Source organism: Maribacter litoralis (genome assembly GCF_902506355.1).
Taxonomy (GTDB): Bacteria; Bacteroidota; Bacteroidia; order Flavobacteriales; family Flavobacteriaceae; genus Maribacter; species Maribacter litoralis.
Genome location: NZ_LR733271.1, coordinates 2,553,517 through 2,567,454, shown reverse-complemented (window position 1 = coordinate 2,567,454; position 13,938 = coordinate 2,553,517). Strand labels below are relative to the sequence as shown.

At 36.7% G+C, this 13,938-nt stretch carries 27 protein-coding genes; all 27 read right to left on the bottom strand.

What is annotated here, in order from left to right:
* Positions 1 to 19: 19 nt before the first annotated feature.
* The 27 genes from rpsK to fusA all read right to left on the bottom strand — a co-directional run bounded on the left by rpsK (position 20) and on the right by fusA (position 13,933).
* The gene (gene rpsK, locus EXIGUO8A_RS10735) at positions 20 to 412 is read right to left on the bottom strand and encodes a 30S ribosomal protein S11 (RefSeq protein WP_027064807.1); all 393 of its coding nucleotides are present in this window, start codon (positions 410 to 412) and stop codon (positions 20 to 22) included.
* Between the two features lie 9 nt (positions 413 to 421).
* The gene (rpsM, locus tag EXIGUO8A_RS10730; RefSeq protein ID WP_116770437.1) at positions 422 to 796 is read right to left on the bottom strand and encodes a 30S ribosomal protein S13; all 375 of its coding nucleotides are present in this window, start codon (positions 794 to 796) and stop codon (positions 422 to 424) included.
* Between the two features lie 2 nt (positions 797 to 798).
* A complete protein-coding gene (ykgO, locus tag EXIGUO8A_RS10725; RefSeq protein WP_013305171.1) occupies positions 799 to 915 on the bottom strand; it encodes a type B 50S ribosomal protein L36 in 117 nt (38 codons plus the stop codon).
* An 8-nt stretch (positions 916 to 923) separates the two neighbouring features.
* Positions 924 to 1,139, bottom strand: coding sequence for a translation initiation factor IF-1 (gene infA, locus EXIGUO8A_RS10720; protein ID WP_013305172.1), 216 nt, complete (start codon positions 1,137 to 1,139; stop codon positions 924 to 926).
* Between the two features lie 3 nt (positions 1,140 to 1,142).
* Positions 1,143 to 2,486 carry a preprotein translocase subunit SecY gene (gene secY / locus EXIGUO8A_RS10715; RefSeq protein ID WP_058103815.1) on the bottom strand — a complete coding sequence of 448 codons (1,344 nt, stop codon included), beginning with the start codon at positions 2,484 to 2,486 and terminating at the stop codon, positions 1,143 to 1,145.
* A 14-nt stretch (positions 2,487 to 2,500) separates the two neighbouring features.
* The gene (gene rplO / locus EXIGUO8A_RS10710) at positions 2,501 to 2,953 is read right to left on the bottom strand and encodes a 50S ribosomal protein L15 (RefSeq protein WP_159303111.1); all 453 of its coding nucleotides are present in this window, start codon (positions 2,951 to 2,953) and stop codon (positions 2,501 to 2,503) included.
* Positions 2,954 to 2,965: 12 nt separating this feature from the next.
* Complete coding sequence (gene rpmD, locus EXIGUO8A_RS10705) at positions 2,966 to 3,145, bottom strand: 50S ribosomal protein L30 (RefSeq protein WP_027064811.1); 180 nt, start codon at positions 3,143 to 3,145, stop codon at positions 2,966 to 2,968.
* Between the two features lie 10 nt (positions 3,146 to 3,155).
* The gene (rpsE, locus tag EXIGUO8A_RS10700; protein WP_116770435.1) at positions 3,156 to 3,680 is read right to left on the bottom strand and encodes a 30S ribosomal protein S5; all 525 of its coding nucleotides are present in this window, start codon (positions 3,678 to 3,680) and stop codon (positions 3,156 to 3,158) included.
* A gap of 9 nt (positions 3,681 to 3,689) precedes the next feature.
* Positions 3,690 to 4,046 (bottom strand): 50S ribosomal protein L18, encoded by a 357-nt coding sequence (gene rplR / locus EXIGUO8A_RS10695; RefSeq protein WP_058103818.1) that lies wholly within the window; start codon positions 4,044 to 4,046, stop codon positions 3,690 to 3,692.
* 12 nt (positions 4,047 to 4,058) lie between these two features.
* Positions 4,059 to 4,601: a 50S ribosomal protein L6 gene (rplF, locus tag EXIGUO8A_RS10690; protein WP_058103819.1), complete on the bottom strand. Its 543-nt coding sequence runs from the start codon at positions 4,599 to 4,601 to the stop codon at positions 4,059 to 4,061.
* Positions 4,602 to 4,620: 19 nt separating this feature from the next.
* Complete coding sequence (rpsH, locus tag EXIGUO8A_RS10685) at positions 4,621 to 5,019, bottom strand: 30S ribosomal protein S8 (RefSeq protein ID WP_058103820.1); 399 nt, start codon at positions 5,017 to 5,019, stop codon at positions 4,621 to 4,623.
* Between the two features lie 66 nt (positions 5,020 to 5,085).
* Positions 5,086 to 5,355 (bottom strand): 30S ribosomal protein S14, encoded by a 270-nt coding sequence (gene rpsN / locus EXIGUO8A_RS10680; protein WP_116770434.1) that lies wholly within the window; start codon positions 5,353 to 5,355, stop codon positions 5,086 to 5,088.
* 1 nt (position 5,356) lies between these two features.
* Positions 5,357 to 5,908, bottom strand: a complete 552-nt coding sequence (rplE, locus tag EXIGUO8A_RS10675; protein ID WP_058103822.1) for a 50S ribosomal protein L5 — start codon at positions 5,906 to 5,908, stop codon at positions 5,357 to 5,359.
* A gap of 2 nt (positions 5,909 to 5,910) precedes the next feature.
* Entirely contained in the window at positions 5,911 to 6,225 is a 315-nt protein-coding gene (rplX, locus tag EXIGUO8A_RS10670) for a 50S ribosomal protein L24 (RefSeq protein ID WP_116770433.1), read from the bottom strand.
* A gap of 13 nt (positions 6,226 to 6,238) precedes the next feature.
* A complete protein-coding gene (rplN, locus tag EXIGUO8A_RS10665) occupies positions 6,239 to 6,607 on the bottom strand; it encodes a 50S ribosomal protein L14 (protein ID WP_027064819.1) in 369 nt (122 codons plus the stop codon).
* Between the two features lie 3 nt (positions 6,608 to 6,610).
* Positions 6,611 to 6,868, bottom strand: coding sequence for a 30S ribosomal protein S17 (gene rpsQ / locus EXIGUO8A_RS10660; RefSeq protein ID WP_027064820.1), 258 nt, complete (start codon positions 6,866 to 6,868; stop codon positions 6,611 to 6,613).
* 12 nt (positions 6,869 to 6,880) lie between these two features.
* Positions 6,881 to 7,072 (bottom strand): 50S ribosomal protein L29, encoded by a 192-nt coding sequence (gene rpmC / locus EXIGUO8A_RS10655; RefSeq protein ID WP_159303110.1) that lies wholly within the window; start codon positions 7,070 to 7,072, stop codon positions 6,881 to 6,883.
* Between the two features lie 12 nt (positions 7,073 to 7,084).
* A complete protein-coding gene (gene rplP / locus EXIGUO8A_RS10650) occupies positions 7,085 to 7,513 on the bottom strand; it encodes a 50S ribosomal protein L16 (protein ID WP_036152144.1) in 429 nt (142 codons plus the stop codon).
* 20 nt (positions 7,514 to 7,533) lie between these two features.
* Positions 7,534 to 8,250, bottom strand: coding sequence for a 30S ribosomal protein S3 (gene rpsC, locus EXIGUO8A_RS10645; RefSeq protein WP_058103826.1), 717 nt, complete (start codon positions 8,248 to 8,250; stop codon positions 7,534 to 7,536).
* Position 8,251: 1 nt separating this feature from the next.
* Positions 8,252 to 8,659, bottom strand: coding sequence for a 50S ribosomal protein L22 (gene rplV, locus EXIGUO8A_RS10640; RefSeq protein ID WP_116770431.1), 408 nt, complete (start codon positions 8,657 to 8,659; stop codon positions 8,252 to 8,254).
* 3 nt (positions 8,660 to 8,662) lie between these two features.
* The gene (gene rpsS, locus EXIGUO8A_RS10635; RefSeq protein WP_036152139.1) at positions 8,663 to 8,941 is read right to left on the bottom strand and encodes a 30S ribosomal protein S19; all 279 of its coding nucleotides are present in this window, start codon (positions 8,939 to 8,941) and stop codon (positions 8,663 to 8,665) included.
* Positions 8,942 to 8,955: 14 nt separating this feature from the next.
* On the bottom strand, positions 8,956 to 9,780 hold the full coding sequence (gene rplB / locus EXIGUO8A_RS10630; RefSeq protein ID WP_116770430.1) for a 50S ribosomal protein L2: 825 nt from the start codon (positions 9,778 to 9,780) through the stop codon (positions 8,956 to 8,958).
* Positions 9,781 to 9,789: 9 nt separating this feature from the next.
* On the bottom strand, positions 9,790 to 10,080 hold the full coding sequence (gene rplW / locus EXIGUO8A_RS10625; protein WP_073242596.1) for a 50S ribosomal protein L23: 291 nt from the start codon (positions 10,078 to 10,080) through the stop codon (positions 9,790 to 9,792).
* Positions 10,081 to 10,084: 4 nt separating this feature from the next.
* The gene (gene rplD, locus EXIGUO8A_RS10620; RefSeq protein ID WP_058103829.1) at positions 10,085 to 10,717 is read right to left on the bottom strand and encodes a 50S ribosomal protein L4; all 633 of its coding nucleotides are present in this window, start codon (positions 10,715 to 10,717) and stop codon (positions 10,085 to 10,087) included.
* Between the two features lie 5 nt (positions 10,718 to 10,722).
* A complete protein-coding gene (rplC, locus tag EXIGUO8A_RS10615; protein WP_116770429.1) occupies positions 10,723 to 11,340 on the bottom strand; it encodes a 50S ribosomal protein L3 in 618 nt (205 codons plus the stop codon).
* A 145-nt stretch (positions 11,341 to 11,485) separates the two neighbouring features.
* Positions 11,486 to 11,791 (bottom strand): 30S ribosomal protein S10, encoded by a 306-nt coding sequence (gene rpsJ / locus EXIGUO8A_RS10610; protein WP_007094989.1) that lies wholly within the window; start codon positions 11,789 to 11,791, stop codon positions 11,486 to 11,488.
* Positions 11,792 to 11,800: 9 nt separating this feature from the next.
* Positions 11,801 to 13,933, bottom strand: a complete 2,133-nt coding sequence (fusA, locus tag EXIGUO8A_RS10605) for an elongation factor G (RefSeq protein WP_116770428.1) — start codon at positions 13,931 to 13,933, stop codon at positions 11,801 to 11,803.
* Between the last annotated feature and the right edge of the window lie 5 nt (positions 13,934 to 13,938).

Sequence of the window (13,938 nt, the reverse complement as noted above, 5' to 3'; positions counted from 1 at the left end):
TGAAATTATTTGTAATTAATTAAACTCTTCTTCTTTTTGGAGGTCTACACCCATTGTGAGGCATTGGAGTAACATCAATAATTTCAGTTACTTCTATACCTGCATTATGTAAAGATCTAATTGCTGATTCTCTTCCGTTACCAGGACCTTTTACATAAACCTTTACTTTTCTCAAACCTGCTTCATGAGCAACTTTTGAGCAATCCTCTGCAGCTACTTGAGCAGCATAAGGTGTATTTTTCTTAGATCCTCTAAAACCTAATTTACCAGCAGATGACCAAGAAATAACATCTCCTTTTTTATTTGTCAAAGAGATAATGATATTGTTGAAAGAAGCGCTAATATGTGCTTCACCAACAGAATCAACTATAACTTTACGTTTCTTGGTAACTTTAGTACTTGCCTTTGCCATACCTAATTATTATTTAGTCGCTTTCTTCTTGTTAGCAACTGTTTTACGCTTTCCTTTTCTAGTTCTAGAGTTGTTCTTAGTTCGCTGACCTCTTAAAGGTAAACCTGATCTATGACGAATTCCTCTATAACAACCAATATCCATTAAACGCTTAATGTTCAATTGGGTTTCAGAACGTAATTCACCTTCAATCGTAAATTGAGAAACAGCTTCTCTGATACGTCCTATTTCATCATCATTCCAATCAGAAACCTTAGTATCTTCGCTAACTTGGGCTTTACTCAATATTTCTTGCGACCTACTTCTTCCAATTCCAAAAATGTAGGTTAAGGCGATAACACCTCTCTTTTGTTTTGGTATATCTATACCTGCGATTCTTGCCATAATTACCCTTGTCTTTGTTTAAATCTAGGATTCTTTTTGTTGATTACGTACAACCTGCCTTTTCTGCGAACAATCTTGCAGTCGGCACTTCTCTTCTTAACTGATGCTCTTACTTTCATCTTGTATCTTAGTATCTATATGTAATTCTTGCTTTTGTAAGGTCATACGGACTCATCTCCAATTTCACCTTATCTCCAGGTAATAGTTTTATATAGTGCATACGCATCTTACCTGATATATGCGCTGTTACCACATGTCCATTCTCCAGTTCTACACGAAACATTGCATTTGATAATGCTTCAATGATAGATCCATCTTGTTCTATTGCTGCCTGCTTAGCCATAAATTATGCTACTTTTCTATTTTTACCGGTTTTCATTAAACCATCATAATGTCTGTTCAACAAATACGAATTTACCTGTTGCACTGTATCTATAGCAACACCCACCATAATTAAAAGGGAAGTACCACCATAAAATAACGCCCATCCAGCCTGAACATCCATCAACTTTACCACCACCGCTGGTAAAATAGCCAGCAAAGCTAAGAAAATAGATCCAGGTAACGTTATTAAAGACATAATCTTATCTAAATAATCTCCAGTTTCTTTACCAGGACGTATTCCTGGGATAAAACCACCACTTCTTTTTAAGTCATCTGCCATTTTATTGGTAGGAACCGTAATAGCAGTATAAAAATATGTGAAGATTATAATCAATATTGCAAAAAGTAAATTGTAAGCCCATCCGAAAATGTCGCTAAACTGAACTTGCATCCACTGTCCAAATGAAGTATCATCAAAAGCTCCACCAATCATACCAGGCACGAACATTATAGCTTGTGCAAATATAATTGGCATTACACCAGAAGCATTTAACTTCAATGGTATGTACTGTCTAGAACCCATTATATTCTTTTCGTAGCCACCAGAAGCGGTACGTCTAGCATATTGAACCGGAATTTGTCTTGTTGCCATCACTAAAAGTATACAAGCCAAAATAACCAAGAACCAAATTATTACTTCTATCAATATGAACATTAGTCCACCATTGTTATTAGTTGTTCTAGATATAAATTCTTGAACAAAAGATTGAGGCATTGTTGCGATAATACCGATCATGATCAATAAAGATATACCATTACCAATACCCTTATCGGTTATTTTCTCACCTAACCACATTGCAAATACAGTACCTGTTACTAAAATTATAACAGCAGGAACCATAAAATCAAGTCCTTTTCCTAATAAAAATGCACTATCCCTTACACCAAAGGCTTCTAAACCATATAAGTAAGCAGGCGCTTGAACAATACAAATACCGATGGTCAACCATCTAGTTATTTGATTGATTGTCTTACGACCACTTTCACCTTCTTTCTGTAATTTTTGAAGATAAGGAATTGCAATACCCATCAACTGAACTACAATGGAAGCAGAGATATAAGGCATTATACCTAATGCAAAAACAGAAGCGTTGGCAAAAGCCCCTCCTGTAAATGCATTTAAAAGACCAAATATACCTTGATCAGTGCCATCTGTTAACCCACCTAATTGTGTTGAATCTATACCCGGAAGTACGATTTGACAACCAAAACGATAAACCAACAAAAGACCTAGTGTAATAAGAATTCTATTTCTTAGCTCTTCTATCTTCCAAATATTGGATATTGTATCAATAAAATTCTTCATGCTCTCGTTTATGCTTACAAACTTATTGCTTCACCACCTGCTGCCTCAATAGCTGCTTTGGCAGATGCTGTAAATTTATGTACTGAAACTTTAAGAGAAGCTTTTAATTCGCCATTTCCTAAAATTTTCACTAAATCATTCTTACCTACTAAACCATTTTCAATTAAGATGTCTAAAGACACTTCATCAGTTATGATCTTATTATCAACAAGCTCTTGTAACTTTTCTAAGTTGATACCTTGGTAATTTTTACGGTTAATGTTCGTAAAACCAAATTTAGGTACACGACGTTGCAAAGGCATTTGACCACCTTCAAAACCAATTTTCTTAGAATAACCAGATCTTGATTTTGCTCCTTTATGCCCTCTTGCAGCAGTTCCACCTTTACCAGAACCCTGACCTCTTCCAAGGCGTTTTCCGTCTCTATTTACTGAACCTTCTGCAGGCTGTAGACTATGTAAACCCATTTTATTCTTAATTTAAGCCTCCTCAGTGGAAACTAAATGTTTAACTTTATTTATCATTCCAAGAATGTTAGGAGTATCATCATGCTCAACTACCTGTCCTATTCTCTTCAAACCAAGAGCCTCTAAAGTTCTTTTTTGATTTTGAGGTTTCTTAATTCCGCTTTTTACCTGTGTAACTTTAATCTTTGCCATAATTTTCCTCTTAGCCTTTAAATACTTTTTCTAAAGAAACACCTCTTTGTGATGCAATGGTTTTCGCATCCCTAAGTTGCAATAAAGCATCGAAAGTAGCTTTAACAACATTATGTGGGTTCGAAGAACCTTGGGATTTTGACAATACATCATGTACACCTACAGATTCAAGTACTGATCTTACAGCACCCCCAGCAATAACACCGGTACCATGAGATGCAGGCTGAATATACACTCTAGCCCCACCAAATTTACCTTTTTGCTCATGAGGTAAAGTTCCCTTGTTCAATGGAATACGTACTAAATTCTTTTTACCATCTTCAATTGCTTTCGCAATTGCAGTAGCAACTTCTTTAGATTTACCTAAACCGTGACCTACAACACCATTCTCATCACCTACAACAACAATTGCAGAAAAACCGAATGCTCTACCACCTTTTGTTACCTTAGTTACACGTTGAATACCAACTAATTTATCTTTTAAATCTAAACCACCTGGCTTAACAGTTTCTACGTTTTTATATTTTTGGAACATACTAGTATATTAGAATTTTAGACCTGCTTCTCTTGCACCTTCAGCTAGAGATTTAACTCTACCATGATACAAATTACCCCCTCTATCAAAAGCTACTTTATCTAAACCAGCTTTTACAGATTTCTCAGCGATTGTTTTACCAACCAAAGCAGCAATCTCGGTTTTATTTCCTTTTACTTTTGCAATATCCTTATCTCTTGAAGAAGCAGATACTAAAGTGACTCCTTTAACGTCGTCTATAACTTGAGCGTAAATTTCGCTATTACTTCTAAATACAGATAACCTAGGTCTTGCTGCAGTTCCAGAAGAAACCTTTCGAATTCTACGACGGATTCTTAATTTTCTTTGTGTTTTTGATAATCCCATAATATCCTATTATTAAGCTGACTTACCAGCTTTTCTTCTTAATATTTCACCTACAAACTTGATACCTTTCCCTTTGTATGGCTCTGGCTTACGGAAAGATCTTATTTTCGCTGCAATATGACCAACTAACTGCTTGTCATGTGAAGTCAGCTTTACGATAGGATTCTTACCCTTTTCTGATATAGTTTCAACCTTCACCTCTGGTGCCAAGTCAAAAACAATGTTGTGAGAGAAACCTAAAGCCAAATCAAGTTTTTGACCTTGATTGCTTGCTCTATACCCTACCCCAACTAATTCCAATTCTTTGGTCCATCCTTTAGAAACACCTTCTACCATGTTAGTGATAAGTGATCTATACAAACCGTGTTTAGCTTTATGCTCTTTAGAATCTGAAGGTCTTGTTACCCAAGCCTGACCATCTTCTACTTTAATCGCTACGCCAGAGAATTCTTGAGTCAATTCACCTAACTTTCCTTTAACAGAAATAATATTGTCATTGATTTCAATTGTAACTCCTTCTGGAATTGCGACTGGATTATTACCTATTCTAGACATTTTCTAAATCTTTAATCAATTAATAAACGTAGCACAAAACTTCACCACCAACTTTCTCTGCCTTGGCCTGTTTGCTAGTCATTACACCATGTGATGTAGAAACAATTGCAATACCTAAACCATTTAATACACGTGGCAATTCTTCACTGCCAGCATATTTTCTAAGACCAGGCTTACTTATACGCTGTATTTTCTTGATAACAGGCTCTTTTGTAAGCTTATCATATTTCAAAGCTATCTTTATAGAACCTTGAACCTTGTCTTCTTCAAACTTATAACTTAAAATATACCCTTGATCGAATAATATTTTAGTTATCTCTTTCTTTAGATTTGACGCAGGGATTTCAACAACCCTATGTCCCGCTCTACTGGCGTTTCTAACTCTCGTTAGGTAATCTGCAATAGTATCTGTTACCATGTATATATAATTCGGAGACGGTTTTCAGCAATATAGCCAAACCTGAATCCATTAATAATTCTTTTCTTACCAGCTAGCTTTCTTAACTCCTGGAATTAATCCAGCGTTAGCCATCTCTCTGAACATTACCCTAGAAATACCAAAAGTTCTCATGTAACCTTTTGGTCTACCAGTTAATTTACATCTATTGTGCAAACGTACCGGAGAAGCATTTTTAGGTAATTTCTGTAACGCTTCATAATCGCCAGCTTCTTTCAAAGCTTTACGTTTCTCAGCATATTTCGCTACAGTTCTTTCCCTTTTTCTCTCACGGGCTTTCATTGATTCCTTAGCCATACTAATTCTTTTTAAAAGGTAATCCTAATTCTGTTAATAATGATTTCGCTTCTTTATCCGTATTGGCAGAAGTTACAAATGTAATATCCATACCGTTAATTCTATTGATTTTATCAATATTAACTTCTGGAAATATAATCTGTTCCGTAATACCTAAGTTATAATTTCCACGACCATCAAAACCAGTAGCTTTAATACCTTGAAAATCTCTTACACGTGGTAAAGCAGAAGTAACCAAACGATCTAAAAATTCGTACATACGCTCACCTCTTAAGGTAACTTTTGCACCAATTGGCATACCTTTTCTTAATTTAAAGGCAGCAACATCTTTTTTAGACATTGTAGCAACAGCTTTCTGACCGGTAATCATAGTCATTTCATCTATTGCATGGTCAATAAGTTTCTTGTCAGCAACAGCAGCTCCAACTCCTCTACTCATTACTATCTTTTCTAACTTAGGAACCTGCATTACATTACTGTAACCAAACTCTTCGGTAAGGGCAGCTATAATTCGCTCCTTATACTCTTTCTTTAATCTTGCAACGTATGCCATAACTAAATTACTTCATTGGATTTTTTGGAAACCCTAACTTTTTTACCATCTCTAACTTCGTAACCCACTCTAGTTACATCTCCAGATTTACTGTCGATTAAAGCTAGGTTTGAAATATGGATTAAAGCTTCTTTTTTTACAATACCACCTTGAGGGTTTTTAGCACTAGGCTTCTCATGTTTAGATACCATATTGGCACCTTCTACGATGGCTTTATTTTTCTCAAGATCCACACGCATTACTTTACCTTCGGTACCTTTATGGTCACCAGCAGTAATTCTTACCGTATCTCCTGTTTTGATTTTCAACTTTTTCATCTTGTCCGTTATATTATAATACCTCTGGGGCCAATGATACAATCTTCATGAACTGCTTATCCCTAAGCTCTCTTGCTACAGGTCCAAAAACACGAGTTCCTCTCATTTCTCCGGCAGGATTCAATAACACACAAGCGTTATCATCAAATCTGATATAAGACCCATCAGGTCTTCTAACCTCTTTCTTTGTACGAACTACAACAGCAGTTGATACTGCACCTTTTTTGATACCTCCGTTCGGAGTAGCTTCTTTAACGGTAACAACTATTTTATCACCTATTGAAGCATATCTTCTTTTGGTACCACCAAGAACACGGATAGTTAAAACTTCCTTTGCTCCGGTGTTATCCGCTACTTTTAGTCTAGATTCTTGCTGTAACATAACTTATTTAGCTCTTTCTAAGATTTCTACTAATCTCCAACATTTGGTTTTACTCATAGGACGAGTCTCCATGATCTTTACAGTATCACCAATGTTACAATCGTTCTTTTCGTCATGTGCAACATACTTCTTTGTCTTCAAAACGAATTTACCGTACATAGGATGTTTTACTCTTTTTACTTCAGCAATTACAATAGATTTCTCCATTTTATTACTAGTAACAACTCCTACTCTTTCTTTTCTTAAGTTTCTTTTCTCCATAAAGCCCACCAATTATTGGTTCTCCCTATTAGTTAATTCAGTCGCTAATCTTGCTACCGTTCTCCTTACTTTTCTAATCTGAAGTGGATTTTCTAACGGAGTTACAAAATGCGCAATTTTCAAATCTGAATGTTGCTTCTTGTACTCGGCTAATTTCTCCGTAAGTCCTTCCACAGACAATTCTTTAATCTCTTGTTTTTTCATTATTCCTTACGTTTAATTTCCAGCCTCGTAATCACGAGCTACAATAAATTTAGTTTTAACAGGAAGTTTTTGAGCCGCCAATCTTAAAGCTTCTTTTGCTACTTCCATAGGAACTCCGGCCACTTCGAACATAATTCTACCTGGCTTTACCACGGCTACGAAATATTCTGGCGCACCCTTACCTTTACCCATACGTACTTCTAATGGTTTTTTGGTAATCGGCTTGTCCGGAAATATTTTAATCCACAATTGACCTTCCCTTTTCATAAATCTAGTAGCAGCAATACGCGCAGCTTCTATTTGACGTGAAGTTAAAAATGCAGCATCATCAACATTCTTTATACCGAACATACCATTTGAAAGTTGGTGTCCTCTTCCAGCAAGACCTTTCATACGGCCTTTCTGCATCTTACGGAACTTTGTTCTTTTCGGTTGTAACATTACTTTAGTTCTTTAAAAAATTACTTTCTACGACGTTGTTTTCTTCCACCTTCTTGCTTACCACCTTTAGAAGAATCCTTTTGCATTCCTACTAATGGAGATAATTCTCTTTTACCGTAAACCTCACCTTTCATAATCCAAACTTTAATACCAAGTTTACCATATGTAGTTTGAGCTTCCTGTAAAGCATAATCAATATCAGCTCTAAAGGTCGATAATGGAATTCTACCATCTTTATACGATTCTGAACGTGCCATTTCAGCACCATTCAATCTACCAGAGATTTGAATCTTAATTCCTTCGGCATTCATACGCATTGCTGCAGCGATTGCCATTTTTATTGCTCTTCTAAAAGAAATTCTACTTTCAATTTGACGAGCTACACTTGCCGCAACCAAATTAGCGTCAAGTTCTGGTCTCTTTATTTCAAAAATGTTGATTTGAACCTCCTTATTGGTGATCTTTTTCAACTCTTCCTTCAACTTATCAACTTCTTGACCACCTTTACCGATAATGATACCAGGTCTTGCAGTTGTTACTGTTACAGTAATAAGTTTTAAGGTACGTTCTATTATAACTCTTGAAACACTAGCCTTAGAAAGTCTTGCATGAATATACTTACGTATTTTATCATCCTCAGCCAATTTATCTCCGTAATCGTTTCCACCATACCAGTTAGACTCCCAACCTCTGATGATTCCTAGACGATTTCCTATTGGATTTGTTTTCTGTCCCATTCTAGTTTTCTGTTATATTTTTTGACCCTAAAACCAATGTAACATGGTTTGAACGTTTTCTAATTCTGTGCGCTCTACCTTGTGGAGCAGGACGCAATCTCTTAAGCATAGCACCGCTATCAACTCTAATCTCAGCAACAATCAAATCTGCATCTTCTAAATTTGCATCTTCGTTTTTCGCTTGCCAATTAGCCAAAGCTGAAAGTAACAACTTCTCTAATTTTCTAGAAGCCTCTTTCGGATTAAACCTCAATATAGCCAATGCTTGCTCTACTTTTACACCACGAATTAAATCAGCAACTAAGCGCATTTTTCTAGGTGAAGTAGGACAGTTGTTCAACTTAGCGAAAGCCACTTTTTTCTTCTCAGCCTTAATTCTTTCGGCCATCTGTTTTTTACGAACTCCCATAGCTTACTTTTTTCCTTTGTTTTTTGCACCTGCGTGACCTCTAAAAGATCTAGTAGGTGAAAATTCCCCAAGTTTATGTCCTACCATATTTTCTGTTACAAAAACAGGTACAAATTGTTTTCCGTTATGAACCGCTATCGTCATCCCAACAAAATCAGGAGTAATCATAGAAGCTCTTGACCATGTTTTGATTACCGATTTTTTACCGGATGATACACTTTGTTGGATTTTTTTCTCCAAACTATAGTGAACGTATGGTCCTTTTTTTAGTGAACGTGCCATTTCTTTCTACTTTTTTATTTCTTTCTACGTTCTATTATATACTTATTGGTGCTCTTGGTCTTCGTACGAGTTCTAAAACCTTTTGCAGGTATACCGTTTCTCGATCTTGGATGACCACCTGAAGCTCTACCTTCACCACCACCCATTGGATGATCCACAGGGTTCATAGCTACCGGTCTAGTTCTAGGTCTTCTACCTAACCATCTACTTCTACCAGCCTTACCTGATACCAATAATTGATGGTCAGAGTTAGAAATAGCCCCAATTGTTGCAAGACAACCAGAAAGAATCAATCTTGTTTCACCTGATGGCATTTTTACAGTAACGAACTTACCATCCTTTGCCATTAACTGAGCAAATGTTCCAGCACTACGTGCCATAACAGCACCTTGCCCAGGTCTAAGCTCAATACATGAAATTATAGTACCTAATGGAATCTCACTTAAAGGAAGAGCATTTCCAATCTCAGGAGCCACATCAGTACCAGCAGAAACCTGCTGACCTACCTGCAATCCATTTTGAGCGATAACATAACGCTTTTCACCATCCGCATATTCCAAAAGAGCAATAAATGCAGTTCTATTTGGATCGTACTCAATAGTTTTAACAGTAGCAAGCACACCTTGCTTATCTCTTTTAAAATCTATTACACGATACCTTCTTTTATGACCTCCACCTTTTTGGCGCATGGTCATTTTTCCTTGACTGTTTCTACCTCCGGACTTTTTTAACGGAGCAAGCAAGCTTTTTTCCGGCTTATCAGCAGTAATGGCGTCAAATCCATTTACTACTCTAAAACGCTGCCCTGGAGTGATTGGTTTTAATTTTCTAACTGACATTTCTTGTCTTTATAGATTACTGTAAAAATCGATAATATCACCTTCTACAACATCAACAATTGCCTTCTTAATTGCATTTGTCTTACCATGCTGTACACCAGTTTTTGTATATCTGGATTTTCTTGTAGGCCCGTAATTCATTGTACGAACTTTCTTCACAGAAACACCATAAGTAGCCTCAACCGCATCTTTGATCTGCAACTTGTTAGCCTTAGGGTCAACTACGAATCCATAACGGTTATTCAACTCGCTATCAGCAGTCATTTTTTCCGTTATAATTGGTTTTATCAACACACTCATGATATTATTGTTTATTTAAATTCGATTCAATTCCCTCTAAAGAGCTCTCTAACAACACCACACTATTAGCATGAAGAATTTTGTAAGTACTTAATTCTGAGTTAGTTATAACTTCCGACCCTTTAAAATTACGCGAAGACAAATATACACCTTTATTTGAATCACCCAACACTATTAAAGACTTTTTATTCTCAAGACCTAATGTCTTTAAAACACCAACAAAATCTTTTGTTTTTGGAGTATCAAAATCGAAGTCTTCAACTACTAAAATTGCATTTTCTTTTGACTTTAACGTCAATGCAGATTTTCTTGCCAAACGCTTCAAGTTTTTATTCAACTTTTGGCTATAATCTTTAGGTCTAGGTCCGAATATTCTACCACCACCTCTAAAAACCGGTGATTTAATACTACCTGCTCTTGCAGTACCTGTACCTTTTTGCTTCTTTATCTTTCTAGTACTACCAGCTATTTCAGCTCTTTCCTTAGCTTTGTGCGTACCTTGTCTTTGATGAGCCAAATACTGCTTAACATCAAGGTAAACTGCATGCTCGTTAGGCTCTATAGCGAAAACATCATCAGAAAGGTTTGCCTTTCTACCTGTGTCTTTTCCTTTAATATCTAAAACTGCTACTTTCATTACATCTACCTTTGTATAGTTACATAAGCATTCTTATGGCCCGGAACACAACCTTTAACTACTAAAAGATTCTTTTCTGGAACTACTTTTAAAACTCTAAGGTTTTGAACCGTTACACGGTCCGTACCCATTCTACCGGCCATTTTCATACCCTTGAATACTCTTGCAGGATATGACGCAGCTCCAATAGAACCAGGAGCTCTAAGTCTGTTATGCTGACCGTGCGTTGCTTGACCAACACCACCAAAACCGTGACGCTTTACAACACCTTGAAAACCTTTTCCTTTAGATGTACCAATAACATCTACGAACTGACCTTCTTCGAAAACATCAACACCTACGGTATCGCCTAATTTAAAATCACCTTCAAAATCTTGAAACTCAACGACTTTTTTCTTAGGAGAAGCACCTGCTTTTTTAAAATGGCCTAATTCAGCCTTATTAGCACGACTTTCTGCCTTGTCATCGAAACCAAGTTGAAGGGCACTATACCCGTCTACCTCTTCGGTTCTGACTTGGGTAACTACACATGGTCCAGCCTCAATAACGGTACAAGGAATGTTCTTTCCGTTCTCGTCAAAAATACTAGTCATGCCTACTTTCTTTCCTATTAACCCAGACATACTTATTTATATTAATTATTACTTATTAAATTCTTTTCAAAAAAATAGGGTCAAAATAATTTAACCCTAAATTATTTTTTCCGTTTTTCCCTCGCACGCAGCTTAGGACATGTAGCCCAACTCTTTTAATAGAGATGGACGATAATTACACCTTGATCTCTACCTCAACACCACTTGGAAGCTCTAACTTCATTAGTGCATCAATAGTCTTAGATGAAGAGCTATAAATATCCAATAATCTCTTATAAGAACTTAATTGAAATTGCTCTCTTGATTTTTTATTCACGTGTGGTGAACGTAAAACCGTAAATATCTTTTTATGCGTTGGTAAAGGAATTGGTCCTGTTACAACAGCACCGGTAGTTTTTACCGTTTTTACAATCTTTTCAGCAGACTTATCCACCAAATTGTGATCGTAAGATTTTAGTTTTATTCTAATTTTCTGACTCATGTCCTAAATTTATGCTGTTATACCTTTTGCTGCTTTGATCACTTCTTCCGAAATATTAGAAGGAGTTTCTGCATAATGTGAAAATTCCATTGTTGAAGTTGCACGACCCGAAGACAATGTTCTCAACGAAGTAACATAACCGAACATCTCAGATAAAGGTACAGTACCTTTAACCACTTTTGCCCCAGCTCTATCACTCATATCACCAATAGTACCTCTACGTCTATTTAAATCTCCAACGATATCACCCATGTTTTCTTCAGGAGTAATAACCTCTAATTTCATAATAGGCTCCATAATTACGGCACCAGCAGCTTTACCAGCAGCTTTATACCCCATTTTAGCAGCTAATTCGAAAGAAAGAGCATCTGAATCCACAGGGTGGAAAGATCCATCCTTAAGAACAACTTTCATGGAATCCATTTCATATCCAGCCAAAGGTCCGTTTTGCATAGCAACGGTAAATCCTTTTTCTACAGATGGTATAAATTCTTTTGGAATACGACCACCTTTAATCTCATCAACAAACTGTAACCCATCTCCTTCGAAATCCGCATCAGCAGGACCCATTTCGAAAACAATGTCACCAAATTTACCACGACCACCAGACTGCTTTTTATAAGTTTCTCTATGTGATGCAGTTTTTGTTAATGCTTCTTTATATTCAACTTGTGGCTCACCTTGGCTAACCTCAACTTTAAATTCTCTTTTAAGACGATCAACGATAATATCTAAGTGAAGCTCACCCATACCAGATATAATAGTCTGCCCTGATGCTTCATCGGTTCTAACCGTAAAAGTTGGATCCTCTTCAGCCAATTTACCTAAGGCCATACCTAACTTATCTACATCCGCCTTAGTTTTAGGCTCTACAGCAATACCAATTACCGGCTCTGGAAAATCCATACTCTCTAAAACGATAGGATGTTTTTCATCAGACATCGTATCACCTGTCTTAATATCCTTAAAACCTACAGCAGCACCAATATCACCAGCTTCGATATAATCGATAGCATTTTGTTTATTAGAGTGCATTTGATAAATACGTGAAATACGCTCTTTTTTACCTGAACGGTTATTCAATATATAAGAACCAGCATCTAAACGACCAGAATATGTTCTAAAGAACGCCAATCTACCCACAAAAGGATCGGTAGCAATCTTAAATGCCAAAGCCGAAAAAGGCTCTTTTACATTAGGCTTACGCTTTTCAACAGCACCTGTATCTGGGTTTGTACCCTCTATATCATCCTTATCCACTGGAGAAGGTAAATATCTACAAACAGCATCCAACAAAAACTGAACACCCTTGTTCTTAAATGACGAACCACAAATCATAGGAATAATCGCGCGATCCATAACCGCAGCTCTTAAAGCAGCATGAACTTCTTCTTCTGTGATAGAATCTTCATCTTCGAAGAATTTCTCCATCAACTCCTCATCATATTCCGCAACAGCTTCGATCAAGGCAGCTCTATACTCCTTAACCTCTGCTTTCATATCTTCTGGAATGTCGATAACATCAAATGTTGAACCGAAACCTTCATCGTGCCATACAATTGCTCTGTTCTTTGCCAAATCAACGATGCCTTTAAAATCAGCCTCTTCACCAATAGGCAAAACAATTGGAACTGCATTTGAACCCAACATTTCCTTAACTTGCTTACAAACCATAAGGAAATTAGAACCTTGACGGTCCATTTTGTTCACGAAACCAATTCTTGGAACCTTATAATTATCAGCCAATCTCCAGTTAGTTTCAGATTGAGGCTCTACACCATCAACAGCACTAAACAAAAAGACCAAACCATCCAAAACACGCAAAGAACGATTCACCTCAACGGTAAAATCAACGTGCCCAGGAGTATCAATAATATTAAAGTGATAATCCTTTGTATCAGGCAATTCTTTTGCATTCTCTAAAGGAAACTTCCATGTACATGTAGTAGCAGCAGAAGTAATAGTAATACCTCTTTCTTGCTCCTGCTCCATCCAGTCCATAGTTGCAGCACCATCATGTACCTCACCTATTTTATGACTAACACCCGTATAAAAAAGAATACGTTCAGTAGTAGTAGTTTTTCCAGCATCAATATGTGCTGCAATACCAATATTTCTTGTAAATTTTAAATCTCTTGCCATGTCTA